This window comes from Pseudomonas sp. WSY_20, assembly GCF_043104335.1.
Taxonomy (GTDB): domain Bacteria; phylum Pseudomonadota; class Gammaproteobacteria; order Pseudomonadales; family Pseudomonadaceae; genus Aquipseudomonas; species Aquipseudomonas parafulva_B.
On the sequence record NZ_JBICKP010000038.1, the window covers coordinates 1 to 23,648 of the forward strand.

Annotated in this window: 21 protein-coding genes; 6 read left to right on the top strand and 15 right to left on the bottom strand. The window is 63.4% G+C overall.

All coding sequences use genetic code 11. From position 1 onward, the window contains the following. Positions 1–468 precede the first annotated feature (468 nt). Complete coding sequence (locus ACF8E5_RS10520) at positions 469–1,374, top strand: LysR family transcriptional regulator (RefSeq protein WP_392475244.1); 906 nt, start codon at positions 469–471, stop codon at positions 1,372–1,374. Positions 1,375–1,384: 10 nt separating this feature from the next. On the opposite strand, the gene ACF8E5_RS10525 is transcribed toward ACF8E5_RS10520, so the two are convergent. From ACF8E5_RS10525 to ACF8E5_RS10590, 14 genes are all read right to left on the bottom strand, one after another. Further along, positions 1,385–2,080, bottom strand: a complete 696-nt coding sequence (locus ACF8E5_RS10525) for a response regulator (RefSeq protein WP_078478813.1) — start codon at positions 2,078–2,080, stop codon at positions 1,385–1,387. Continuing rightward, complete coding sequence (locus ACF8E5_RS10530) at positions 2,077–4,731, bottom strand: DUF4118 domain-containing protein (RefSeq protein WP_392475245.1); 2,655 nt, start codon at positions 4,729–4,731, stop codon at positions 2,077–2,079. The genes ACF8E5_RS10525 and ACF8E5_RS10530 overlap by 4 nt, the downstream gene beginning before the upstream one ends. A 22-nt stretch (positions 4,732–4,753) precedes the next feature. Next, positions 4,754–5,320, bottom strand: a complete 567-nt coding sequence (gene kdpC / locus ACF8E5_RS10535; RefSeq protein WP_326384104.1) for a potassium-transporting ATPase subunit KdpC — start codon at positions 5,318–5,320, stop codon at positions 4,754–4,756. 10 nt (positions 5,321–5,330) lie between these two features. Continuing rightward, positions 5,331–7,385, bottom strand: a complete 2,055-nt coding sequence (gene kdpB / locus ACF8E5_RS10540) for a potassium-transporting ATPase subunit KdpB (RefSeq protein ID WP_078478816.1) — start codon at positions 7,383–7,385, stop codon at positions 5,331–5,333. A gap of 9 nt (positions 7,386–7,394) precedes the next feature. Next, on the bottom strand, positions 7,395–9,089 hold the full coding sequence (gene kdpA, locus ACF8E5_RS10545) for a potassium-transporting ATPase subunit KdpA (protein WP_392475246.1): 1,695 nt from the start codon (positions 9,087–9,089) through the stop codon (positions 7,395–7,397). Between the two features lie 10 nt (positions 9,090–9,099). After that, positions 9,100–9,189, bottom strand: a complete 90-nt coding sequence (gene kdpF, locus ACF8E5_RS10550) for a K(+)-transporting ATPase subunit F (protein ID WP_058639621.1) — start codon at positions 9,187–9,189, stop codon at positions 9,100–9,102. 134 nt (positions 9,190–9,323) lie between these two features. Beyond that, entirely contained in the window at positions 9,324–10,373 is a 1,050-nt protein-coding gene (locus ACF8E5_RS10555) for an AI-2E family transporter (protein WP_392475247.1), read from the bottom strand. A gap of 11 nt (positions 10,374–10,384) precedes the next feature. Next, on the bottom strand, positions 10,385–11,179 hold the full coding sequence (locus ACF8E5_RS10560) for a DUF4892 domain-containing protein (protein ID WP_058602682.1): 795 nt from the start codon (positions 11,177–11,179) through the stop codon (positions 10,385–10,387). Positions 11,180–11,288: 109 nt separating this feature from the next. Beyond that, positions 11,289–12,143 carry an alpha/beta hydrolase gene (locus ACF8E5_RS10565; RefSeq protein ID WP_196121902.1) on the bottom strand — a complete coding sequence of 285 codons (855 nt, stop codon included), beginning with the start codon at positions 12,141–12,143 and terminating at the stop codon, positions 11,289–11,291. Continuing rightward, entirely contained in the window at positions 12,140–12,928 is a 789-nt protein-coding gene (locus tag ACF8E5_RS10570) for an alpha/beta fold hydrolase (protein WP_058639962.1), read from the bottom strand. Before ACF8E5_RS10570 ends, ACF8E5_RS10565 begins: the two co-directional genes overlap by 4 nt. Before the next feature lie 91 nt (positions 12,929–13,019). After that, positions 13,020–13,394, bottom strand: coding sequence for a hypothetical protein (locus ACF8E5_RS10575; RefSeq protein ID WP_058639964.1), 375 nt, complete (start codon positions 13,392–13,394; stop codon positions 13,020–13,022). 132 nt (positions 13,395–13,526) lie between these two features. Beyond that, positions 13,527–13,985 (bottom strand): phosphohistidine phosphatase SixA, encoded by a 459-nt coding sequence (gene sixA, locus ACF8E5_RS10580; protein ID WP_078478820.1) that lies wholly within the window; start codon positions 13,983–13,985, stop codon positions 13,527–13,529. Continuing rightward, entirely contained in the window at positions 13,982–14,329 is a 348-nt protein-coding gene (locus tag ACF8E5_RS10585; RefSeq protein ID WP_058602678.1) for a DUF4389 domain-containing protein, read from the bottom strand. Before ACF8E5_RS10585 ends, sixA begins: the two co-directional genes overlap by 4 nt. A 36-nt stretch (positions 14,330–14,365) precedes the next feature. Next, complete coding sequence (locus ACF8E5_RS10590; protein ID WP_058602677.1) at positions 14,366–15,391, bottom strand: NAD(P)H-dependent glycerol-3-phosphate dehydrogenase; 1,026 nt, start codon at positions 15,389–15,391, stop codon at positions 14,366–14,368. A 201-nt stretch (positions 15,392–15,592) separates the two neighbouring features. Here ACF8E5_RS10590 and ACF8E5_RS10595 point away from each other — a divergent pair, with 201 nt between their 5' ends. The 5 genes from ACF8E5_RS10595 (at position 15,593) to fabB (ending at position 22,480) form a co-directional block, all read left to right on the top strand. Then, positions 15,593–17,707: a TonB-dependent receptor plug domain-containing protein gene (locus ACF8E5_RS10595; protein WP_392475249.1), complete on the top strand. Its 2,115-nt coding sequence runs from the start codon at positions 15,593–15,595 to the stop codon at positions 17,705–17,707. After that, positions 17,707–18,597: a hypothetical protein gene (locus ACF8E5_RS10600; RefSeq protein WP_058639736.1), complete on the top strand. Its 891-nt coding sequence runs from the start codon at positions 17,707–17,709 to the stop codon at positions 18,595–18,597. Before ACF8E5_RS10595 ends, ACF8E5_RS10600 begins: the two co-directional genes overlap by 1 nt. Beyond that, on the top strand, positions 18,594–20,525 hold the full coding sequence (locus tag ACF8E5_RS10605) for an ATP-binding protein (protein WP_058639737.1): 1,932 nt from the start codon (positions 18,594–18,596) through the stop codon (positions 20,523–20,525). The genes ACF8E5_RS10600 and ACF8E5_RS10605 overlap by 4 nt, the downstream gene beginning before the upstream one ends. 207 nt (positions 20,526–20,732) lie before the next feature. Further along, positions 20,733–21,248, top strand: a complete 516-nt coding sequence (fabA, locus tag ACF8E5_RS10610; protein WP_023533607.1) for a 3-hydroxyacyl-[acyl-carrier-protein] dehydratase FabA — start codon at positions 20,733–20,735, stop codon at positions 21,246–21,248. An 11-nt stretch (positions 21,249–21,259) separates the two neighbouring features. Beyond that, positions 21,260–22,480, top strand: a complete 1,221-nt coding sequence (gene fabB / locus ACF8E5_RS10615; protein ID WP_058639738.1) for a beta-ketoacyl-ACP synthase I — start codon at positions 21,260–21,262, stop codon at positions 22,478–22,480. Between the two features lie 94 nt (positions 22,481–22,574). On the opposite strand, the gene ACF8E5_RS10620 is transcribed toward fabB, so the two are convergent. Next, the gene (locus tag ACF8E5_RS10620) at positions 22,575–23,579 is read right to left on the bottom strand and encodes an amidohydrolase family protein (protein WP_392475250.1); all 1,005 of its coding nucleotides are present in this window, start codon (positions 23,577–23,579) and stop codon (positions 22,575–22,577) included. Between the last annotated feature and the right edge of the window lie 69 nt (positions 23,580–23,648).

The window sequence follows — 23,648 nt, forward strand, 5'->3', positions numbered from 1 at the left end:
CGCGGGTGGCGCACAGTCACCTTTCCGCCCTTACGGCGGCTCACTTTTTGTCTTGTCAAAAAGTGAGCAAAAACCGCCTGCTCCTATCATCCGGCCCCTACGCTGCGCTCCGGGGTTCCCTCACTCCGGGCTTGCTCCCGGGAGGACCGCGCTGTAGGCCCCATCCTGGGGCCCAGCGCTTGACAGGCATCCATGCCTGTCACCTCCCTCCGCAAGCCCTGCGCTCAGCCTCCTGAAGTCGCGATCTGCGGCGCCTGAGCTACCGCGCGCTTAGAAGCAAAAGCCAAAGCAACGGCAACGGCAACGGCAACGGCAACGGCAACGGCAACGGCATCTTGGGCTTAAACTGTAGCTCCAGTTCCAGGACGAATCTAATAGATGGGCATTGAAGGCCCGGTAGGCGGTAGCAATCCCCCCGCCCCAGCATTACCCTCGCCCCACCCAATCGGCTCATCAGCAGGCACCCGCATGGCCTTCACCAGTGACTCCCTGACGATCTTCCTGGCCGTGCTGGAGGCCGGGTCTTTTTCCGCTGCAGCGCGCAAGCTGGGCCGGGTGCCATCCGCGATCAGCATGGCCATCGCGCAACTGGAGGCAGAACTGGACCTGCCGCTGTTCGACCGTACCACCCGCAAAGCCTTACCCACCAGCGCAGCGCTGGCGCTGGAGTCGCAGGCCAGGCAGGTGATCTGCCAGCTGAACCTGCTCGATGCTCAGGCCCTGCAACTGCATCAAGGGTTGGAAAAACGCCTGACCATCGCCATGGCACCCGAACTGCAAACAGGACCCTGGAGCCAACCACTAGACGCCTTGGCGCAGGCCTTTCCTGGCCTGGAAGTGGAGGTGCGCTCGGCCAGCCAGCGCGAGGCCATCCGCTTGCTGCATGACGGTACCGTGCAACTGGCACTGGTCTTCGAACGCCCAGGTATCGATGAGCGTGAGTCGTTTCTCGAAGCCGGCAGTCAGCTACTGGTGGCAGTCGCCTCCCCCCGTCACCCCGCCGGCATGCAGGGCGCCTTGCCCCTGCCCGAAGAGACCTTCGCCGAACAGCGGCAGATCATCGTCGCCTCCGGCAACCCCACCGGCTCCGACCCGCGCATGGTGCTGTCCCGGCGCATCTGGCTGACCGATAGCTACCTGGCCACACTGGAGCTGGTGCACTCAGGCCTTGGCTGGGCCTATCTGCCGCAGCCCCTGGTCGAGCCGCTCATCGCCTCGGGCGCGCTGGCTGAGGTGCGCTTTGACAACATGGCCAGTCGCCTGCGCCTGTGGGTGGACATCATCTGGATCAAGCCTCGACCCTTGGGCCTCGGCGCACGGCACTACCTGGACAGCGTCCGCAAGCTATTCGAAAAGGACCCGCCCAGGGCCTGAGCCAGGCCGCTCACTGCACCGGGGCGAGCAATCGGTACCCTACCCCTGCCTCGGTGGCGATGAAGCGCGGCGCCATCGGGTCATCGCCAAGCTTCTGCCGCAGGTGCCCGACCACGATGCGCAAATAATGCGTGTCACCCACATGGGTTGGCCCCCAGATGTCCTTGAGCAGTTGCTGCTGAGTGATGACGCGCCCGGGATGGCTCGCAAGTTGCGCCAATAGGGCATATTCCTTGCGGGTCAAAGTCACATCGGCGTCTTCCAGGGTCACGCGTCGCAAGGCAAGATCGACGGTCAGCGGCCCGATACTGACGCAGGCCGGCGCGCTGCCCCTCTGCGGCACCTGCCTGAGCAGGGCACGAACGCGTGCAAGAAACTCCTGAATGCCAAACGGCTTGGTCACATAGTCATTGGCGCCGGCGTCCAGGGCGTCGACCTTCTGTACTTCGCTGGCGCGTACCGACAAGACCATCACCGGCACCGTGCTCCACTGGCGCAGTTCGCGCAGCACCTGCTGCCCGTCCATGTCCGGCAGGCCAAGGTCGAGGACCACCAGGTCAGGCTTACCCAAGGCAGCCTGCGCCAGCCCCTGGGTGCCGTTCTCCGCTTCAAGGACTTTATAGCCCTGAGAAGCCAGGCTGATGCGCAGGAATTTGCGGATCTGAGGCTCGTCATCGATGACCAGCAAGGTGGCGGTCTGGCTCATGGCACGTCGCTTCCGGTGTCCGGTTGGGTAGGCAGCGGCAAGCATAAGGTCATGCAGGTGCCAACGCCATCTGTGCCCTCGCCAACCCTGACCTGACCGCCATGGGCCCCGACCATGCCCTGGCAGATCGCCAAGCCCAGGCCCGTGCCCTGGCCACCGCGATCACCGCGTGCAGCGGTGTAGAACATGTCGAAGACCTTGTCCCGGTCCGCCAGGGCGATGCCAGGGCCTTCATCGCTGACGGCGATATGCAGCTGCTGGTCGTGCACCGTCACCTCGACACGCAGGCGCCCCTGAGCAGGCGAAAACCGTGCGGCGTTCTCAAGCACGTTGACCAGGGCCTGTTCGATCAACGCGGCATGCACGAACAGCAGTGGCAAGTTGGCCGGCACCTGGGTATCGAGGTTCAGGGGTGCCAGCACGGCCCGCAGTCGATGCAGCGCGCTGCCCACGATGTCGGCAGGCGCTACCCAGTCGCGGGCCAATTTGAGACTGCCGTGCCCCAAGCGGGTCATGTCCAGCAGGTTCTGGATATAGCGGTCCAACCGCTCGGCTTCGTCGCGGGTGCCTTCAAGCAGCTCACGTCGGTCCGATTCGGCAATGGCCTCGCCCAACGCCAGCAAGCTGTCGATGCTGCCGCGCATGGACGTGAGCGGCGTGCGCAAGTCGTGGGATACGGAGGCCAGCAATGCACTGCGCAGCTGTTCGGTCTCGCCGTGCAGACGCGCCGCCTCCAACTGCTCGGACAGCTGTGCCCGGGCCAGGGCCTGGGCCACTGGCTGCGCCAAGCCACGCAGCAATCGCCGCTCGGGGCCACTGAGCGCCTGGCCTGCGCACTGAGCCACGCCCATCAAGGCCAAAGGCTGGCTGTCCACGGTCAAGGGCCACCACCACCAACGCCCTTCGGGCAGTGTATCGCTACCAAATCCGGCCGCCTGGTCGTGCTGCCAGGCCCACTGCGCCGCTGCGCGCTCGTTGTCGGTAAAAGAAGTGGGGTCGCCGCTGGCTACGTGCAGTTGGCCATGCTCGTCGCGCTGCAGGATGCAGACCTGCAAGCCAAGCCGGGCATCGAGGTGCTGGTGCGCAGCCTCCAGCACCGCCTGACGGTCCGTGGCTCCGGTCAGGCGGCGAGACAGGTCCAGCAACTGGATGGTTTGCGCCTGGGTTTCACGCAGGGCCTGCAACTGACTGCGCTGGCGCGCGGCAAGGTTACCCGTGAGCGCGGCCATCAGCAGGAAAAACACCAGGGTCAGCACGTCCTCTTCGCGCTGGATACTCAGGGAAAAGTTGGGCGCAATGAACAGATAATCGTACGCCAGGAAGGACAGCATCGCACAAGCCAGGGCGGGCCCAAGGCTGGTGCGCACTGCCACCAGCAGCACCGCTGCCAGAAACACCAGGGAAATGTTGGGCAACGCCAGCACGCTGGTCACCGCCCAGGCCAGGCCCGCCGCCAGGACGGTCGCGGCCAGCGCCAACAGGTAATGTCGCCATGCCCACACATACCGGGCTGCGGGCTTGGGTGCCGAGCGCTGGACGTCGCGATCGAGCACATTGACCTCCAGACCATGACTGCCCCGCAGCAGCCGTGCAGCGACACCTGCGCCGAACAGTCGGCGGCGCCACCGGTCACGGGACTGCCCTACCAGTACCAGGCTGGCACGCCGCTCTCGGGCATGCTCGATCAGCGTACGAGCCACCTCCGCAGCGCGCAGCACGACCACCTCCCCACCCAGGCGCTCGGCCAGTTGCTGGGCGGCTTGTATTCGCTGGCGCCCGTTCTCGTCGTGCAGGCGCCCGTTGTCCACGTGGACCAGGCTCCAGGGCAAGTGCCGACGCTGCGCCACGCGGCTGGCATGACGCACCAGGCGCTCAGCCTGGTCGTCGCCATCTACCCCGACCAGCAAGCGCCCGCGCAGCGCTGGCGCTGCAGTGCCGCCCTGGCGATAGCCCTGGGCGGCGTCGGTATCGACCTGGGCGGCAGCGGCCTGCATGGCCAGTTCCCGCAGCGCGCTGAGGTTGCGCTGGGAAAAGAATGCGTCGATGGCCGCCCTCGCTTGCTCAGGCACGTACACCTTACCTTCGCGCAGCCGTTCGAGCAGGTCGCGTGGCGGCAGGTCCACCAGCAACAGGTCGAACGCTTCGTGTACCACCCAGTCCGGCACCGTTTCACGCACCAAAACACCGGTGATGTCGCGCACTTTGTCGTTGAGGCTCTCCAGATGCTGGACATTGACTGTGGTGTAGACGTCGATACCAGCGGCTAGCAGTTCCTGCACATCCTGCCAGCGCTTGGCGTGGCGGCTGCCCGGCGCGTTGCTGTGAGCCAGTTCGTCCACCAGCACAAGGCTGCCCGGGGTACTGAGCACCCCATCCAGGTCCATTTCGTGCAGGGTCACGCCCCGGTAACGGGTGCGCAACAGCGGTTGCTGGGGCAGGCCCGCCAACAGGGCTTCGGTTTCGGCACGCCCGTGGGTTTCGACCACGCCTACCAGCACTTGGCGGCCCATGCGCTGCTGGGCATGGGCATGGGTGAGCATGGCGAAGGTCTTGCCGACACCGGGCGCGGCGCCAAGAAACACCTTCAGCCGCCCTCGCCCCGGCTTTGGGAAATCTGCCAGCAGCGCATCGGCGCGGTCGGAATCACTCATGGGGTTTCCTTCACAGCAAGGGTCACAGGCCCTGGCCCGAACGGCTCATCCTTTCCAGTGCCTGGTTCAGGGCCAGGACGTTGACCACCGCAGGGCCCACCAATGGGCGCAGCGTGGCGGCTTCGAGCAGACCCTGCAAGCGTTCGATGGGTAGATGTCGGGCGGCGGCTACCCGTGGCAACTGATAGGCCACGGCCAGCGGCGGCAGGTGTGGGTCCAGCCCACTGCCCGAGGTTGTGACCAGCGCCAGTGGGACCGGCCCCTGCTCTGGCTGGTGCAGCGCGGCTGCCTGTGCCTGAACACGCTGCATCAAGGCTGGGTTGCCAGGGGCAAGGTTGCTGGCGCTGCTGGCCACGGTCGCGAAATCACCTGCCGAGGGACGGGAATGAAACCAACCGTCACCCTCGAAGCGCTGGGCGATCAAGGCAGAGCCGCGCACGCGACCCTGCTCGTCTTGCACCAGGCTACCATTGGCTTGGTAGGGGAACGCCACCTGGGCAATACCGGTGACTGCCAGGGGGTACAGCGCACCTGTCAGGAAGGTCATCGACAGAACCAGGCTCAGAGCCGGGCGTAGGTATGCAGTCATGATGGCCTCCTCAGACCAGGTGCAAGGCGTTGAGCAGCAGGTCGATGACCTTGATGCCGGCGAACGGTACGATGATGCCGCCCAGCCCGTAGATCAGCAGGTTGCGCCTGAGCAGCTGCGCAGCACTGGCAGCCTGTACCTGCACCCCACGCAAGGCCAACGGAATGAGCACGACGATAATCAGTGCGTTGAACACGATGGCCGACAGGATCGCGCTCTGCGGGCTTGCCAGCTGCATGACGTTGAGCACCCCCAGCTGCGGATAAATCACCGCGAACAACGCTGGCAGGATGGCGAAGTACTTGGCCACGTCGTTGGCGATGGAAAAGGTCGTCAACGCCCCACGGGTGATGAGCAGCGCCTTGCCAACCTGCACCACGTCCAACAGTTTGGTCGGGTCGCTGTCCAGATCGACCATGTTGGCCGCCTCCCGTGCAGCCTGGGTGCCATCGTTCATGGCCATACCCACATCCGCCTGGGCCAGAGCTGGCGCGTCGTTGGCACCATCGCCGCACATGGCCACCAGACGGCCGTCTTGCTGCTCCTGGCGAATGCGCGCCAGTTTTTTCTCCGGTGTTGCCTCTGCCAACACATCATCCACGCCCGCTTCGGCCGCGATGGCGGCTGCCGTGAGCGGGTTGTCGCCAGTGACCATGACGGTCCTGATACCCAGCTTGCGCAGTTCGGCAAAGCGTTCGCGAATGCCAGGCTTGACCACATCCTTGAGGTGAATCACGCCCAGCAGACGCTTGTCGAGGCACACCAGCAACGGCGTACCGCCTGACTGGGCAATGCGCTCTACCTCTCGGGCAAGGGCTGTCGGCATGTCCGCGCGCTGCATCTCGACGAAGGCAAGGAGCGCATCGACGGCGCCTTTTCGATAACGACGTGGCCCCAGGTCGATACCAGACAGGCGTGTCTGGGCCGTGAAGGCTACCGGTTGGTAGTGCCCGGCCGCCGGTTCGACGAAATCATGAAGCTGGTGCAGGTACTCGACGATCGACTTGCCCTCTGCCGTGTCATCGGCCAGCGAAGCCAGCAAGGCCCCCTCCCCCAGCTCACGGGCGGTCACACCGGGCGCGGCGTACAGTGCGCTGCAGCGGCGGTTACCGAAGGTGATGGTACCGGTCTTGTCCAGCATCAAGGTGTGCACGTCGCCTGCGGCTTCCACGGCGCGCCCTGAACGTGCGATGACGTTGAGGCGCACAAGGCGGTCCATGCCGGCGATGCCGATGGCAGAGAGCAAGCCGCCGATGGTGGTGGGAATGAGTGTGACGAGCAACGCGGCCAGAAAAATCAGCGGCAAGCTGCCCCCAGCGAAGTGAGCAAAGGGTTGCAGGGTCACCACCACAATCAGAAACACCAGGGTCAGGCCGATCAACAGCATGTCCAGGGCGATCTCGTTGGGCGTTTTCTGCCGGCGCGCGCCCTCGACCAGGGCGATCATACGGTCCAGGGTGGAGTCACCGGGGTTGCTGGCGATGCGGATCAGCAGCCAGTCCGACACCAGACGGGTATTGCCGGTCACCGCCGAACGATCGCCGCCTGACTCCCGAATGACGGGCGCAGATTCCCCGGTGATGGCTGCCTCGTTGACGGCAGCGATACCTTCTATCACCTCGGCGTCGGCGGGGATCATCTCGCCAGCCTCCACCCGGACTACATCACCCTTGCGCAGGGATACAGCCGGCACGTTGTCGAAGCTGCCATCCGGATTGCGACGCCTGGCCGAGAGCCCCTGGCTGCCGGCTTTGAGGCTGTCGGCCCGGGCTTTACCCCGGCCTTCGGCCAGGGCCTCGGCGAAGTTGGCGAACAGCACGGTGAACCACAGCCAGGCTGCGATCTGCACCGCAACGCCTGGGGTGACGCCATTGGCCGGGGCCAGGCACAGCACGGTGGTCAGTAAGGCCGTAATGGCCACCACCAGCATGACCGGTGAGCGTTTGAGTTGACGTGGATCGAGCTTGAGCAACGCCTGCAGCAACGCTGGCCGCCACAGCGCGGCCAGCCGCGTCTGGGCTGCTGCGTCTGGTTGGGCCTTGATCTCTGGAATGGGCATGTTCATGGTCATCTCTCAATAGGCCTGGCTCAAATGGTCGGCAATCGGCCCCAAGGCCAAGGTCGGCAGGAAGGTCAGCCCGCCTACCAGCAGGATGGTCAGCAGCAGCAGGAGGGTGAACAGTGGCCCTTGGGTGGGAAAGCTGTTGGGGCCTTGAGGTGCCTGTGGCTTGGCTGCCAGGCTCCCAGCCAGCGCCAGGACAGGCAGGATGTAACCGAAACGGCCGATCAGCATCGCCAGACCGATCATGAGGTTGTGAAACACCGTGTTGGCGCCAAAGCCTGCGAAGGCCGACCCGTTATTGGCGGCCCCGGAGGTATAGGCATAAAGCAACTGACTGAAGCCATGGGCGCCAGGGTTGCTCACCGCTGTGGCCGGCCCTGGCAGGCTGGCAGCGACGGCGGCCAGTACCAGCACGCCGACCGGCATCACCAGCAACGTCGCCACCAGCAGCTGTACCTCGCGGGCTTGAAGCTTCTTGCCCAGGTACTCCGGCGTGCGGCCGATCATCAGCCCGCACAGGAACACTGCGATCAGCACGAACAGCAACATGCCGTACAGGCCTGCCCCGACGCCGCCGAAGATGACTTCGCCTACCATCATGTTGACCATGGCCACCATGCCGGTCAGTGGGTTGAGGCTGTCGTGCATGGCATTGACCGAACCGTTGGAGGCTGCCGTGGTAGTGACTGTCCACAACACCGAACCCGTGATACCGAAGCGACTTTCCTTGCCTTCCAGAGGGGCTGCCTGCTCCACCTCGCTGACGTGCAGCGCCGGGTTGGGCTGGTGTTCGGACCACAAAGCCGATGCGCCGCCGACCAGAAACAATGCAAGCATGCAGGCCACAATGGCGCGGCTCTGGCGCAGGTCTTTCACGTAATGGCCGAACATGAACACCAGCGCCACGGGAATCAGGATGATCGCCGACACCTCGAACAGGTTGCTCCACGCTGTCGGGTTTTCAAACGGATGCGCCGAGTTGACGCCGAAGAAGCCACCGCCGTTGGTACCCAGTTGCTTGATCGCAATCTGGCTGGCTGCCGGGCCGAGCGGGATCAGCTGCTCGGCCCCTTGCAATGTCAGGGCATGGGCATAGTCGCTGAAGGTCTGGGGCACGCCCTGCCATACCAACAGCAGCGCCAGTAGCAGGGACAGGGGTAACAGCCCATAAAGCGTGGCCCGGGTCATGTCCACCCAGAAATTGCCCAAGGCCGCACTGCTGCGACGGGCGATACCACGGCACAAGGCTACCAGCACGGCCAGGCCCGTGGCCGCACTGATGAAGTTCTGCACGGTCAGGCCGAGCATCTGGTTCAGGTAGCTGATGGAGGCCTCGCCACTGTAGGCCTGCCAGTTGGTGTTGGTCACGAAGCTGACCGCGGTGTTGAAGGCCAGCGACCACTCAAGGCCGGGTAAGCGCTGCGGATTCAATGGCAGAAGGCCTTGGGCCACCAGCGCGCCGAACAGCAGTAGGAACCCAACTAAATTGAAGATCAGAAGCGCCAGGGCATAGTGGCGCAAGCCCTGCTGCTGCGATGGGCAGACCCCAGCCACCCGGTAACAGACATTTTCAATCGGTCCCAGTAATGGCGTAAGCCAGGTGCGCCGGCCTTCCATGACATTGAAGTAGAACCTTCCCAGCCAAGGGGCCGGTAGCAGGACAATGGCGAAGAAGGCCATCAGCAAGGCGATATCGTAGACGTGCATTGGCGCCCCCTTAGCTGCGATCGGCGCGTAGTAGCGCCGTCAGCAGGTACACCGCCATGGCCACCGCGATCAGCAGTGACAACCCTTCGAGCAAGTTCATGAATCAATCCCCTTTAATGCGGCTGCGGCCGCTTTAGGGGGATTTTCGGTCAGGCCAGCGTAAAGGCTCGAGATCGTGGGGGCAGGCCTGGCATAAAGAACACGTAAAGAAACATGCTCGACCAGGCGGCAGGCCTAGGCAGTCGGGGTAGGCTGCACGTTGCGACTCCAGTCCAGCAGCAGGCTGTAGCCGATGGCCAGTAACGTCGGGCCGATGAACAGGCCGATGAAGCCGAAGGCAATCAGGCCGCCGAACACGCCGAGCAACACGATCACGAGCGGTAAGTCGCCGCCACGGCTGATCAGGTAGGGCTTGAGCACGTTGTCCACGCCACTGATCACGAAGGTGCCCCAGATACCCATGAAGATCGCCATGCCGTAGTCACCCTTCCAGATCAGCCAGCCGGTCACCGGCAGCCAGGCCAGCGGCGGGCCCATGGGGATCAGGCTGAGCATGAAGGTGATCAAACCAAGCACGATGGCACCCGGCACGCCTGCGATGAGAAAGCCGATCAACGCGAGCAGGGCTTGCGCCGCCGCCGTACCGATCACGCCATTGACCACCCGTTGTACCGTGCCGGCCACCAGGTTCAGGTAATACTCGGCGCGCTCGCCGGTCAGCCGGTGCAGCAGCCGAAGCACGAACGCCGAGAGCCGCGGCCCGTCGCGGTAGAAGAAGAACACGAAGACCAGGCTCAGGGTGAGTTCCAGCACGCCACTTCCGATCTGCGCGCTGCGGGCCAGGAGCCAGTTGCCCACCTGCCCCAAGTAGGGTTTGACCGATGCCAGCAGCGCGGCGCCCTGCTGGTCCAGCGACGACCACCAGCTGGCCATGCGTTCGCCTACCAACGGGATGTCGACCAGCCACAAAGGCGCATCCGGCAGGCCATCGACCTGCACATCACGCACGAACAAGGTCGCATCACGAATGTGGTCGGCCAGGTTGAAGCCCAGCCAGACCAAGGGCAGCGCCACGATGAGGATCCAGGCGCTGGTCAACAATCCGGCGGCAAGGGTTTCGCGCCCACCCAGCACGCGGGTCAGGAACCGCATCAAGGGCCAGCTGGCGAATGCGAGGATGGCGCCCCACAGCAGCGCCGAAATGAAGGGGGCCATGACCCATAGGCCGGCGGCTAGCAATGCCAGCAAAAGGATCTGGATCAGCAGGCGATCATTGTCAACCATGGTCTTGCCCGTCAACGGATCAGTTCGAGGTGCAGGCCATCGGTCGGCGAATCGCCGAGCTCCAGGCGAGCGCTGCGTACACCGGCCTTTATCAGTGCTTCACGCCAGGCCTCGGCCTGGGCACCGCTCAGGGTGGCGCGCAAGGTGCTGTCCAGATTGAGGCTGCGTGCAAGCAGGGTTGCCCAGGCCGGCTGCGGCTCGCTCAGATCAGGATAATCGAGCTTGCCGGTGTCACGCATTTCACGCAGCACGGTTGCAGCAGTAGGCAGCAGTTCACCCAACGGGCTGGCGGCGACGAACTCCTCCACATGCAGGTAGGCCCGGCGATTACCACGGGTCACGCTGTAGAGTGCGACCAACGTATCGGCCTGCTCGGCAGAGCGGCGCAGCAGGATGAACGCCTGGCGCTCATCGCCACCATTGAGCCGAGCATTGGCAAAGACATCGTTGGCCCACAGGCTAGCCTCGCCACAGTCGCGGCCCTGGCACCAGAACAACGGATACCCGCCGTCTTGCTGCAAGGCCTCGCGCGCGCGCGTGAAAGCCTCCCGCGCGGAGCGCTCAACCGGCAGCTCATAGGTGGTGGAACTGACCTGGCCACGGCTCTCTACTTTATCCTCCACCCGCAGGCGGCCGCTAATCTTGCGCAGTGGCCCCAATGGATAGACGCGCTCCTGCTCCACAGCCGGGCGCTGATCGACAACCTTGGCGTCCACTGGCACTGGCAGGCTGCCGGCCCAGAGCGTGGTGCTGGCAAGCAGCGCGCTGACGGCCAACAGGCAACGCAAGGCGGCAGGCGCATTCATAGGCGGCCCACGCGGCGCTCGGCGTCAAGGTGAAGCATGTACATGTCTGGCAATTGCATGGTTGTCTCCCTGATCAACCCGCCAAGCCTCGACACTTGTCCGGTGCAAGTCAAGCAAAGCCAAAGAAGCGATTGAAACAGTCTGCTACAAGCGTTGCGCCCTGCTCATCGTTCAGGTGCAGGTGATGGCCACCGGGCAAGGTCACCTGTTCAAAGGGTAGCTGCTCAAGCAACCCCTCGCGACGCGCCAGCATACCCTGCGCTGCCACCACCAGGCAGCCGGGGCACTTGACGTGCCGCACGTAGGCCATCGCCTGGGCTTGCGTCAGGCGCATCGGCGAGGGCAAGGTCAGGCGACTGTCGCTGCGCCAGCTGTAGCCACCGGCCACGGGCATCAGCCCACGCTGGGCCAGCAGCTCGGCCGCTTCGCGGCTCACCGCGACCATGCCCTTCATGCGTGCCTCCACGCCTTGGTCCTGGGTGCTGTACACCGACTTGCGCTTGGTATCGAGGCGCATCTGGGCGCGCAGCGCCATCCCCAGCCGCTCGGCAGCATCCTGCTCCTCACCGGTAGGCGGGATGAGGCCATCGATGAGCGCCAGGTGGCTGACACGCTCGGGCAATGCGGCGGCCAGTTGCACGCTGATGATAGCGCCCAGTGAATGCCCCAGCAGGGCGAAGCGCTCCCAGCCAAGTTGCTCGGCTGCGCGCACGATGTCGTAGGCGTAGTCGGCCAGCGCGTAGCCGGCACCCGGCGGACGATGTTGCGAATGGCCATGACCGGCCATGTCCAAGGCCACGATGCGCAGGCCCCGAAGGCGGGGCGCCAGGCGCGCGAAGCTGTTGGCGTTGTCCAGCCAGCCGTGCAATGCGATCACCGGCAGGCCGTCCTCGGGGCCGAACACGTGGCCGGCCAGCTCGATATGGCCAAGGTTCAAGCGTATGTCTTCGACCTGGATATTCATGCCTGACCCCACCGATCGAACAGGCCCTTGATCAGGCTGGCGGTATCTTCCGGGTGCTCAAGCGGGAACATGTGGCCACCCGGAACGCTGTGATATTCCCCCTTCGGCATGCCCCGCACCGCCAAGGCATGATGACGACGCACCACGGTACTGGCCTGACCACGGACCATGGCCAGCGGCAGGTGCAACTGCTGAACAGGCGCAGGGCTCAGGTGGGGTACGTTGCGATAGATGCTGATTTCGATAGCAGGATCGAAGCGCAGGCACAGCGCGTGCTGATGCTCGTGCAGGCCATGCTCGACGTAGGCATCAAGGCAGTCGGGGTCGAAGTGGCGGAACAGTGATCGGCTGGCGAAATAGGAACGGGCACTGAGCCGATCTTCGAATTCGGCGCGCCGACCTAGCGTCCGGCCGGCCGGGGTAATGCGGTCGATCAAGCCCAGGTGCTTGGCAGCGCGCAGCAGCCACTGGTCTGCGCGGGTCAGCACGGGCGAGTCGAGCATGACCACGCCCCGGTAGAGCTCAGGTCGCCGTAGGGCGGCATGCAAATGCAGAACACCCCCTAACGAATGTCCCACACCCCATACGGGGCCTGGCTGCTGCTCAAGGTGGTACAACAGCTCGTCCACCAGGCTCTGCCAGTTGGCGTCTACCGGAAAGCGCGGATCGTGGCCGTGCTGGGGCAAGCTCTGCACAGAGTAGTCCGGCGCCAGGGCGGCGAACAACTTGCCGTAGGTTGCCGACGGAAACCCATTGGCATGGGCAAAGAATATCGGTTGCGGCATGGTGGGCTTCCGGGCGCAGAGAGTGGCCCATTGTGGTTGTCCACCAAGCCCCAGGCAACGTTCGGAAAGGTCATCGGCAAGGGCGATCAGGTCAGGCCGATCGATCAAAGCTACCCAGCGAGCGGCGCAGACACGCCTTGATGAAGGCTTGCTGGCTTTCCAGCGCCTCGCGCGCCAGACGCTGGTCTTCAGCGTCAAGATCCAATCTGCGCAGCGCCAGGCAGCTGGTTTGTATCAGGTGGGCCACGCGGGTGCAGGCTAGCTGCAAGGCAAGCAGTTCCTGCTCGGCTTGCTGACGTCGACCTTCCTCAAGCGCCGTGTTCGCCTCGATCTTGCGCATCAGGTGATAGAACTTGGCGTCGGAGACCTCCCGCAGCAAGCTGTGCTGGGCGTGGTCCAGGGCGATGCCTTGCTCGACCTTCTCCGTGGTGGTTTGCAGGTTCAGCGAGCACAACAATTTCAACATTTCGCCCGTCATCGACCCAACCTTATGCCTGTTCTTTGTGACTAAGCTAGCAAGTCGCAATCGATTGAAACAACTAACAAAAATGCCAGTTGCCTCCATTGCAAACCTGTATGACGTAGCCAGCGCAGGCAATCAGCAGGACATGTGCAAGGCGCGCAGCGACATCAATCCCGCCAAGGGCCAATCCCCTTCTAGCTCCGCTAGGCTTGCCGTGCCCATGGCGGCCGGCCGCTGCAGGTGACCGTGCTCGAGCAACCCGACTAGGTGGCCGACCAACGGCTGGTGGCTGACCAGCAGCACGTGATCCAGACCAAGGCGTTCAATCTGGCCGATCGTGTGTTGCACATCGCTCTCGGGCATCAGCCACGGCACCGTGCGTACCGGCTCGCTAAACCCCAATGCCTCATGGACCAACGCAGCGCTCTGCTGCGCCCGAACATAAGGGCTGGCAATGATCGCCTGCAGTGGCTTGCCTGCCAGGTGTGCAGCGCTGTGCAGAACCTGCTCGTGACCGCGCGCGGTCAAGCGCCGCTCGGCATCGCGGGTGGCTCGCGGCTCGGCTTCACCGTGGCGCAACACCCACAGGTTCACAGCTTGGGCTCGCGGTCAGGTTCAGCAGGCGCAGGTGCGCGCGCCACATGGGGCGCCTCGCCGTCCGCCGGACGTGGTGCTGGCCAATCGGCAAACGGCCAGGGCTTCTGATCGGTATGGAAGGTGCCGAAACGTCCGATCTGAGCCAGGTACTGGCTCAGGCTATCGCCAACGTCCATCACGCTGGCGCTGGGCGCACCGTAGATCAGTCGATAGATCAACTGGACTACTACCAGACCGGCCAGCAGCAACTCGGCCAATTGCCAGACCACCAGGAAAACCAGCATCCAGACCACGCGCAGGATCAGGGACTCGCGCTGGGCATGTTCAGGGGTATCGTTCATGTGTCGCTCCTTGCCGTTTGCCAGGGTTATCAGGGTTCAGTTGAAGCCGCTGGTGGAAATGAAATCGACATCGGTCTTCGGCTCGGCGCTCATCAGGTGCTCGATCACCTGATTCAACGTGCGGCCTTCGAACAGGATGGCATGCAGGCCGGCGACCAGGGGCATGTACACCTGCGCCTGCTGGGCCTTGGCCTTGAGTACCTTGAGGGTGTTGACGCCCTCTGCCACTTCCCCCAGCCGACTCACCGCCTCATCCAGGCTCAGCCCTTGGCCGAGCGCGTAGCCCACCTGGTAGTTACGACTCTTGGGTGAGGAGCAGGTGACGATCAGGTCGCCCACGCCGGCCAGGCCCAGGAAGGTCATGGGGTTGGCGCCCTGACTGACTGCAAAGCGGGTCATCTCGGCCAGTGCGCGGGTGATCAACATGCTCTTGGTGTTCTCGCCCATGCCCAGCGCCACGGCCATGCCAGCGATGATGGCGTAGACGTTCTTCAGGGCGCCACCGAGTTCCACGCCAAAACGGTCACTGCTGGCATACACGCGGAAGGTCCTGCCATGCAGCACAGCCTGCACCTGTTGGCACAGGCGCTCGTCTTCGCTGGCCACCACAGTGGCAGTCAGGGCGTGCTCGGCAATTTCCCGGGCAAGGTTGGGCCCGGAGAGCACACCTATGCGCGCCTGCGGGGCGATCTCCTCGACGATCTGGCTCATCAGCTTGAACGTCTGGGCCTCGATCCCTTTGGTGAGGCTGACCAGTCCTTTGCCACGCAGCAGGTCGGCATGTGGCGCCAATACGCTACGCAAGGCACTGGAGGGCAAGGCCACGAAAATCAGGTCGCACGCCTGGAGCGTGGCCAGCAGGTCATTGACCGGCTCTACCCCCTCGTGCAGCCCAATGCCCTTGAGGTAGCGCGGGTTCTCGCGATGCTCACGCATCGCCTGGGCCTGTGCCGGGTCGCGCATCCATTGGCGCACGGGCACACCGTTCTGTGCCAGCAGGTTTGCCACGGCCGTGCCGAAGCTGCCGCCGCCCAGAACTGCAACAGGTTGCTGATCAGTCATATCCAATCCGTTAACACCTAAAATAAATGGCGACCGGCGCATTATACGGGTCACCTGCCCTGCGCCAAGGCCGGTCAGGCATTGCTCGCCCAGGCCAGGTGCATGCCCACTGATCGGCCAGCATCAATACCGCCGCAGATCACTGGCAAAACGGCAAAGTTCATTTACCATGCCGGTTTACCCACGATACAAGGCCGCTCCGTGCTCCCTGGCTCGCCTCCCTACCCGCGGCTGTTGCTGTTGACCGCCCTGCTCGGTGCACCTGCGCTGGCAGATGACTTGTTCATCGGCAACAGCGACCTGCCACAGGTTTTGACTGCAACACGCCTCAAACAATCTCCGGCTGCGGTGCCAGGGAGCATGACCGTGCTCGACGGCGCCTTGATCCGGGCCAGTGGCGCGCGTGACATCCCCGAGCTGCTCAGGCTCGTGCCAGGGATGATGGTGGGCTATTTGGCCGGCAATCAACCGACCGTCAACTACCACGGCAGCAACGTCAACGAAGCGCGCCGCATGCAGGTGCTGATCGACGGCCGCTCGGTGTATCGGGCCGGGCTGGCGACGGTGGACTGGAGCGATATCCCGCTGGCGCTGGAAGACATCGACCGAATCGAGGTGTTCAGAGGGCCGAACACGGTCAGCTATGGCGCCAATGCCCTGATGGCCGTGGTGAACATCCTCACCCGCAATCCTGCCGACAGCCACGGCACGCGCCTGAAAGTCACGCGCGGGCAAAACGGCATCGACGACTTCTATGCCAGCCAGGGCTTTGGCTGGGACAACGGCGATATGCGTCTGTCCATCTCGGGCCTGCAGGATGATGGGTTCGACCATGACCAGTTCGGCCAGCACTACCGTGACAGCCGCCGCGCCACACGTTTGAACCTGAGCGCCAGCCATGCCCTGGCGCAGGACCAGACACTGGACTGGCAACTGGCCGCCAAGGAAGGCACCAACCAGCGGCCTTATACCTACCAGCCAGTGTTCCCGTTCGTGACCCAGCGCGGCAAGGATGCCGACGTCAAGGCCATGGACTATGCAGGCTCGGTGCGCTGGAACATCGACTTTGCCGCTGAACACAGCCTGTACGTCCAGGGTTCGGCGCAGCACTTCGACCGCCAGCAAGTGTGGCGGGCCTGCGACGCGGCGTTGTCCTTCAGCCCTGAACTCACCCGCCTCTGGCAAATGAACCCCAATTACGCCGAACGGGTAGCCCGCGGCGCGAACAACCCGCCCCCTAGCAGCAACCCTCAGGAGCAGGCCCTGGTCGATGCGATCAAGGAGCAGTGGAACAACCAGGGCGGCAGTGACGTGGTGTGCGGCGATGTCGACCAGAGCACGCGTGAAACCCGCTATGACCTGGAAATCCAGGACACCTACAGCCTGACCGACAGTCTGCGCCTGCTCAGCGGCATGAACTATCGCTATGATCGTGCCGACTCGCAGACCTACTTCAATGGCAGCGTGGACGATCAGACCTGGCGGCTTTTCGGGCAACTGGAGTGGCGAGCCGACGAGCACTGGATCGTGCAGGGCGGCGCCATGTTCGAGGATTCGCGGCTCTCTGGCAGCTCGCTTACCCCACGGTTGGCGATCAATTACCTGATCACTCCGCGCCATGGCCTGCGCGCCGTCTATTCCGAGGCGGTACGTTCGCCTGACATGTTCGAAAACAACGTCAACTGGAGCTACACCGTCAAGAACCTGATGCCCTACGCCTTTGGCCAGCAGCATGGCGAATACTTCGTCAAGACCCGCGGCCCTGGTGACCTGGAGCAGGAGCACATGCGCTCGCGTGAGCTGGGCTACAACGGCTACTTCAGCGATCTGGACCTGAGCATGGACCTGAAGGTGTTCTTTGATGAGATCACCGGCATGATCAGCGAGCCGCTCAAGAACAACCAGTACATCGCCAGCAATGCGAACCGCGCGCGCTTCAGCGGCAGCGAGGCCCAATTCGATTGGCGCCCTACCCTGCGCGACCGGCTGCGGTTGACCTTCGCCCATGTCGACGCCTGGGCCAGCAATCCTGCCGACCGCAACCTCAGCGCCAGCAACAGCGGCTCAGTCGGCTGGATGAGGGACTGGGGCCACGGCTGGTCCAGTGGTGCTTTCTATTATGGAGACGATGCCCTTAATCAGTACCGCTACGAACGCCTGGACCTGCGCGTGGCCAAGCGCTGGCGCGTGTACGAGAGCACCCTGGAACTGGCAGCCCTGTGGCAGCAACGCCTGGATGATGAGCCCACCACGGCCGTGCAGAACCGCTACGACAGCCGGCATCGGCTGAGCCTGAGCGCGGAGCTGGAGTTCTGATGGTTCGGTTGCTGCGCCTGTTGGTGCTATGGCTGTGGCCATTGGGACAGTTGTCCGCTAGCGAAATCCTGCTGGTCGGCGCCCAGGACCAGCCGGGCATCCGCAGCTTCATCGCTGCCCTGGAAAGTCGACGCCCCAATGACCACGTGCATTTCCAGGCTGCCAGCGAGCTGCCTGCGCCGGGCCGGCTTGACCTGGACCTGCGCTTGGTGTTGCTGGACGATGAGGCACTGCAATGGCGCCTGTCGCAAACCGCCGGGCCCCCGGCACTGGCCATGAGGGTCAGCCGGGTGCAGGTGGAACAGCGCCTGGGAAAGTCACGCCCCGGGTTTCTCACCTTGCTGTGGAGCGACCCGCCGCTGGATCGGCAACTGCGCTTGACCCGCTACCTGTTGCCGCAAGCCAGGCGCATCGGGGTGCTGTACGGTGAGCACAGTGGGTTTCTGCTGGATGAGCTGCGCCGTGCCGCGCAACCGCTTGGCCTGGAGATCGTGGCACAGGCTTGGCCCGACCCGCGTGACAGCCGCCCCTTGCAATACCTTCTGGGCAGCAGTGACGTGCTGCTCGGGCTCGATGATTCGGACCTGTACAATTCCAAGACAGCAAAAAACCTGTTGCTCAGCAGTTACGGCCGTCAAATGGCCCTGATCGGCCCCAATGCCGGATTCGTCCGTGCCGGCGCGCTGGCCAGCACCTTTAGCGACCAGCAAGATTGGCTGAGCGTGCTCGACAGCCTGCTCGGGCAATCGCCTGCGCGCTGGCCCCGCAGCCTCTACCCAGCTCATTTCGGGGTCAGCGGCAATCAGCAGGTGGCACGGGCGCTGGGCCTGGAGCCCATTGATCCCGACGCCGCTGCCCAAGCCCTGGCTGCTGGAGAGCGCACCCCATGACCAAGGGCCTGAACTGGGACATTCATACGCGCACACAGATCATTAGCCTAGGCCCGGCGCTGCTGCTGACGCTGCTTTTGATCAGCTTCTTCACGTTCGTGCGCATCCAGGATTTGCGTCAGGAGCTCAACCACACCGGCCAATTGATTGCCAACCAGCTTGCGCCCGCGTCCGAATACGGGGTCATCTCAGGCAACAATGAAGTGCTCGAAGGCCTGATGCGCGCCACCCTGAGCATTCCCCACGTGCGGTTTCTGGAGGTGCAGGACAGCCGCAACCATATTTTGGTGTACGTCGAGCAGTCTGACGAAAGCACCAACCGCGCCCAGCAGGTGGAGGTGTTTCAGGCGCCGATTCGTCTGCAACAGATTCGACTCGAAAGCGATTTCCTCCAGGAAGGCCTGGCGGCTGCCCCGGCTATTGGCGATGACTACCTGGGGCGGGTCATCGTCGGCATGTCGGACGATGCGTTCAGTCAGCGTCAGCAGGAGATCGTGATCAAGGCCGCCGTGCTGGCGTTGTTCGCACTGCTGTTCACCTTCCTGCTGGCTCGCCGCCTGGCCCTGAGCCTGGCCAAACCCATCAGCGACATGGGCCATGCCGTCAAGGCCATCCAGCAGGGTCACTACGATACGCCCGTTCCGGTGGTGGACGACAGCGAGCTGGGGCATCTGGCCCGGCACATCAATAATCTGGCCCGTGCGCTGGAGCAGGCCAGTACCGAGCAGAAGACAGCCATTGCCGAGCTGATCCAGGCTCGCGAAGAGGCCGAGCAGGCCAACCGCGCCAAGTCCGATTTCCTGGCCATGATGAGCCACGAGCTGCGCACACCGCTCAACGGTGTACTGGGCATGCTGCAATTGCTCGAAACCACCTCGATGAGCAGCGAGCAGGCCGACTACACCGCAGTGGCGAGCGAGTCGACGGGGCATCTGCTGCGGGTCATCAATGACATCCTCGATTTCTCGCGGATTGAACGGGCGGCCTTGCAGCTCGAGCACATCGACTTCAACCTCGGCGAGCTCATCACCCACTGCGTCCAGTCATTCCAGCATGCAGCGCAGCAACAAGGGCTGACGCTGGACTTGAGCCTGGCCGAGAACACCGCCCAGTTGCAGGTGAACGGCGACCCTACCCGGATCCGGCAGATTCTCCTGAACCTGATCGGTAATGCCCTGAAGTTCACCGAACAGGGGCAGGTGCGGGTCGAGGCCCGTTGGCAGGTGATGGATGAGCAGCGCATCTGGCTGACCTGCAGCGTGCAGGACACGGGTATCGGCATCGACAACGATCGCCTGGAGATGATGTTCGTCGCGTTCCAGCAGGCCGACAGCTCGATTTCCCGTCGCTACGGCGGCACCGGCTTGGGCCTGTCCATCGCGCGCACCTTGGCCGAACGCATGGGTGGGCACCTGCATGGCCAGAGCCTCGAAGGCCATGGCTCGACCTTTACGCTGGAGATGCCCCTGGCATTGCCAGCATTGACGCGCCGGGCCCGCCACGTTGCGCCGCCCGGCCAGCTTGCCTGGACCGAACCCACCAGGGTATTGCTGGTCGAAGACAATGCCGTCAACCAGAACGTCACCGAGGCCATGTTGCGCAGCCTGGGCGTTGAGGTGAGCACGGCCGATGACGGTCAGCAGGCCGTGGAGCAGGTCAGGCTGCAGCATTTCGCCGCCGTTTTCATGGACTGTGGCCTGCCCTACATGGACGGTTACGAGGCCACGCGTCAATTGCGCCTGCTGACAAACGGCGCGCACGTACCGATCATCGCCCTGACCGCCAATGCGTTGCAGGGTGACCGCGAACGGTGTATTGCCGCAGGGATGGATGACTACCTGAGCAAACCCCTGCGCCGCAGTGAATTGCAGCAGGTGCTGGCGCGCTGGCTGCCAGGACAGGCAACCGCGACTGGCGATAAATGCTAAAGTGCGGCAGTCTTAAACACTGGACAGGACTCCTTTCGGACCTGAAAATAGACATTTCAGTGCACACCTGTACTTCTTTCGACAGGTGCGCTGTGACTTTCACTACAACGCAATAGTCTACCTGTAGGCTGCCGACCCGCTCGCAATGCGTGACGGGCCGGCCGGGAAGATTCATCCCCTGCCGCAGGGGGTTATTGAGGAGCTCGCATGACCAAACAACACGCCTTTACTCGGGAAGACCTGCTGCGCTGCAGTCGCGGTGAGCTGTTCGGCCCAGGTAATGCGCAACTGCCCGCGCCGAACATGCTGATGGTCGATCGCATCACCCACATCAGTGAAGAAGGCGGCAAGTACGGCAAAGGTGAATTGGTCGCCGAGCTGGACATCAATCCTGATCTTTGGTTTTTTGCCTGCCATTTCGAAGGCGACCCCGTGATGCCAGGGTGCCTGGGCCTCGATGCCATGTGGCAGCTGGTCGGCTTTTTCCTGGGCTGGCAAGGCCTGCCGGGCCGCGGTCGTGCACTGGGTTCCGGTGAAGTGAAGTTCTTCGGTCAGGTGCTGCCCACCGCCAAGAACGTCACCTACAACATTCACATCAAGCGCGTGCTCAAAGGCAAGCTGAACATGGCCATCGCCGATGGTTCGGTCAGTGTCGATGGCCGCGAGATCTACACCGCCGAAGGCCTGCGGGTCGGCGTGTTCACCTCCACTGACAACTTCTAAGGGTTATTCGCATGCGCCGCGTCGTTATCACTGGTCTGGGCATCGTGTCGTGCCTGGGCAATGACAAAGCTACCGTCACCGAAAACCTGCGCAACAGCCGTCCGGGTATTCGTTACAACCCGGAATACAAGGAAATGGGGCTGCGTAGCCAGGTTTCCGGCTCCATCGACCTCAATCTCGAGGAACTGATCGACCGCAAGGTCTTCCGTTTCGTCGGGCATGCGGCTGCCTACGCCTATCTGGCGATGCAGGACGCCATCAAGGACTCCGGCCTGACCGAAGAGCAGGTCTCCAGCCCGCGTACCGGCCTGGTTGCCGGCTCCGGTGGTGCATCGACCCTGAACCAGATGGAAGCGCTGGATACCCTGCGCGAAAAAGGCGTCAAACGTGTAGGCCCCTACCGGGTAACTCGCACCATGGGCAGCACTGTTTCGGCGTGCCTGGCGACGCCGTTCAAGATCAAGGGCATCAACTACTCGATCTCTTCTGCCTGCGCTACATCGGCCCACTGCATTGGTACTGCACTGGAGCAGATCCAGTGGGGAAAGCAGGACATCGTGTTCGCCGGCGGCGGTGAAGAAGAGCACTGGAGCCAGTCGTTCCTGTTCGATGCCATGGGCGCCCTGTCGACCAAGCGCAACGAAACCCCGGAACTGGCCTCGCGTGCCTATGACGCAGACCGCGATGGCTTCGTCATCGCCGGTGGCGGTGGCATGGTGGTGGTCGAAGAGCTGGAACATGCGCTGGCCCGTGGCGCCAAGATTTACGCCGAGATCGTCGGCTATGGCGCCACCTCCGACGGCTATGACATGGTCGCCCCAAGCGGCGAAGGCGCCATCCGCTGCATGCAGCAGGCGCTGTCGACCGTCGATACCCCGATCGACTACCTGAACACCCACGGCACCTCTACCCCAGTGGGCGACGTTGCCGAAATGAAGGGCGTTCGTGAAGTGTTCGGCGAAAATGCACCGAAGATCAGCTCGACCAAGAGCTTGTCCGGTCACTCCCTGGGGGCTGCCGGTGTACACGAGGCGATCTACTGCCTGCTGATGATGGAGAACAACTTCATCGCCGGCTCGGCCAACATCGACGAACTGGACCCGGCGGTCGCTGACTTGCCAATCCTGCGCAAGACCGAAGAAAATGCCAAGATCGATACGGTCATGAGCAACAGCTTCGGTTTCGGCGGCACCAACGCCACCCTGGTGCTCAAGCGCTGGGAAGGCAAGTGATTCGCTGACGCGCCAATAGAAAACGCCCCGACTGGTTCGGGGCGTTTTCATTTACGTTGTAAAAAAGATCCCATGGGGCACGACGGGACCTGTGTCATTTCCCCTTGGGCAGTACAGCCAGGAAGTTGTCCTTGGCCACGCGCCTGGCCACGTCCTCGGGCAAGGCATCCAGAAATGACCTGAAACTGTCCATCTCCTTCCCCAGGCTATCGAAGCGGCCGACCACATCCGAGCCCAGCATGAACCGCGTCGGATACCGCTTTACCAGCGCCAGCCAGGGTTCGCGTGGGACGCCTTGCTCATCGAGCAGGTAGGGCTTGAGCACACTCCACGACAGGTCCACATACAGGTTCGGGTAATCTTCGAGCAATCGCGTCAGCACGGGCAGCAGAAAATCCATCTGTGTCTGGTGCCGGTGAATTTCCATGCTGCTGCCAGCGTGTGCCCAGATGAAGCGCGTATGCGGATGATTGCGCAGGGGCTCTTCGATCTCGGCCAGGTACAAAGGGTTACGCTCGCGCTTGGAGGTGATATTGGAATGCAACAGCACCGGCAGGTCGCGCTCGGCGGCCAGGTGATAGACCCGCGTCATGGCTTCGTTGTTGGCACGCGGGGTTTCACCGCTGGTCAACGCCGTCAGGTCATCGTGACGTGTGAATACCTCGCCGATACCCTGCCAGAGGCCTGGATAAAGGTCGAGCATGCGCTCGATATGGCTCACGGCATTCTTGTCGACTGGATTGAAGCCGGTCAGGAAGGGGTGAAATCGCTTGCGCTGTTCGCCCGACAACTGCTGCAGCGCCGCTGCCACGTAAGTATCGGTGGCACTGTACCAATAGGCGTCGGCATCGTCGCCGGCGTAATAGCGGGGGCGCTTGGGCTCGTCTTCATGCCATTTCTTGGCAACGGGGATGCCGGAGATCATCGACTGATCGATGCCTGCAGCGTCCATGGCCCTGAGCAGCGCCGGCATACCTTCGGATTCCTGGAAGAAATCCACGCAATGCAGGTGCGCATCGCTGTAGCGGTATTCACGGGCCTCGGCACCTGGGCCAAGCCAGGCGGTCAACGCTACGCAGGCCAGTGCTCTGGCGATCATGGTTGGCTTCCTTGTAAGGGGCAAACCTACTAGACCTGCAAGGGCAGCGTGCGGTTCGCCAGCCCTGCC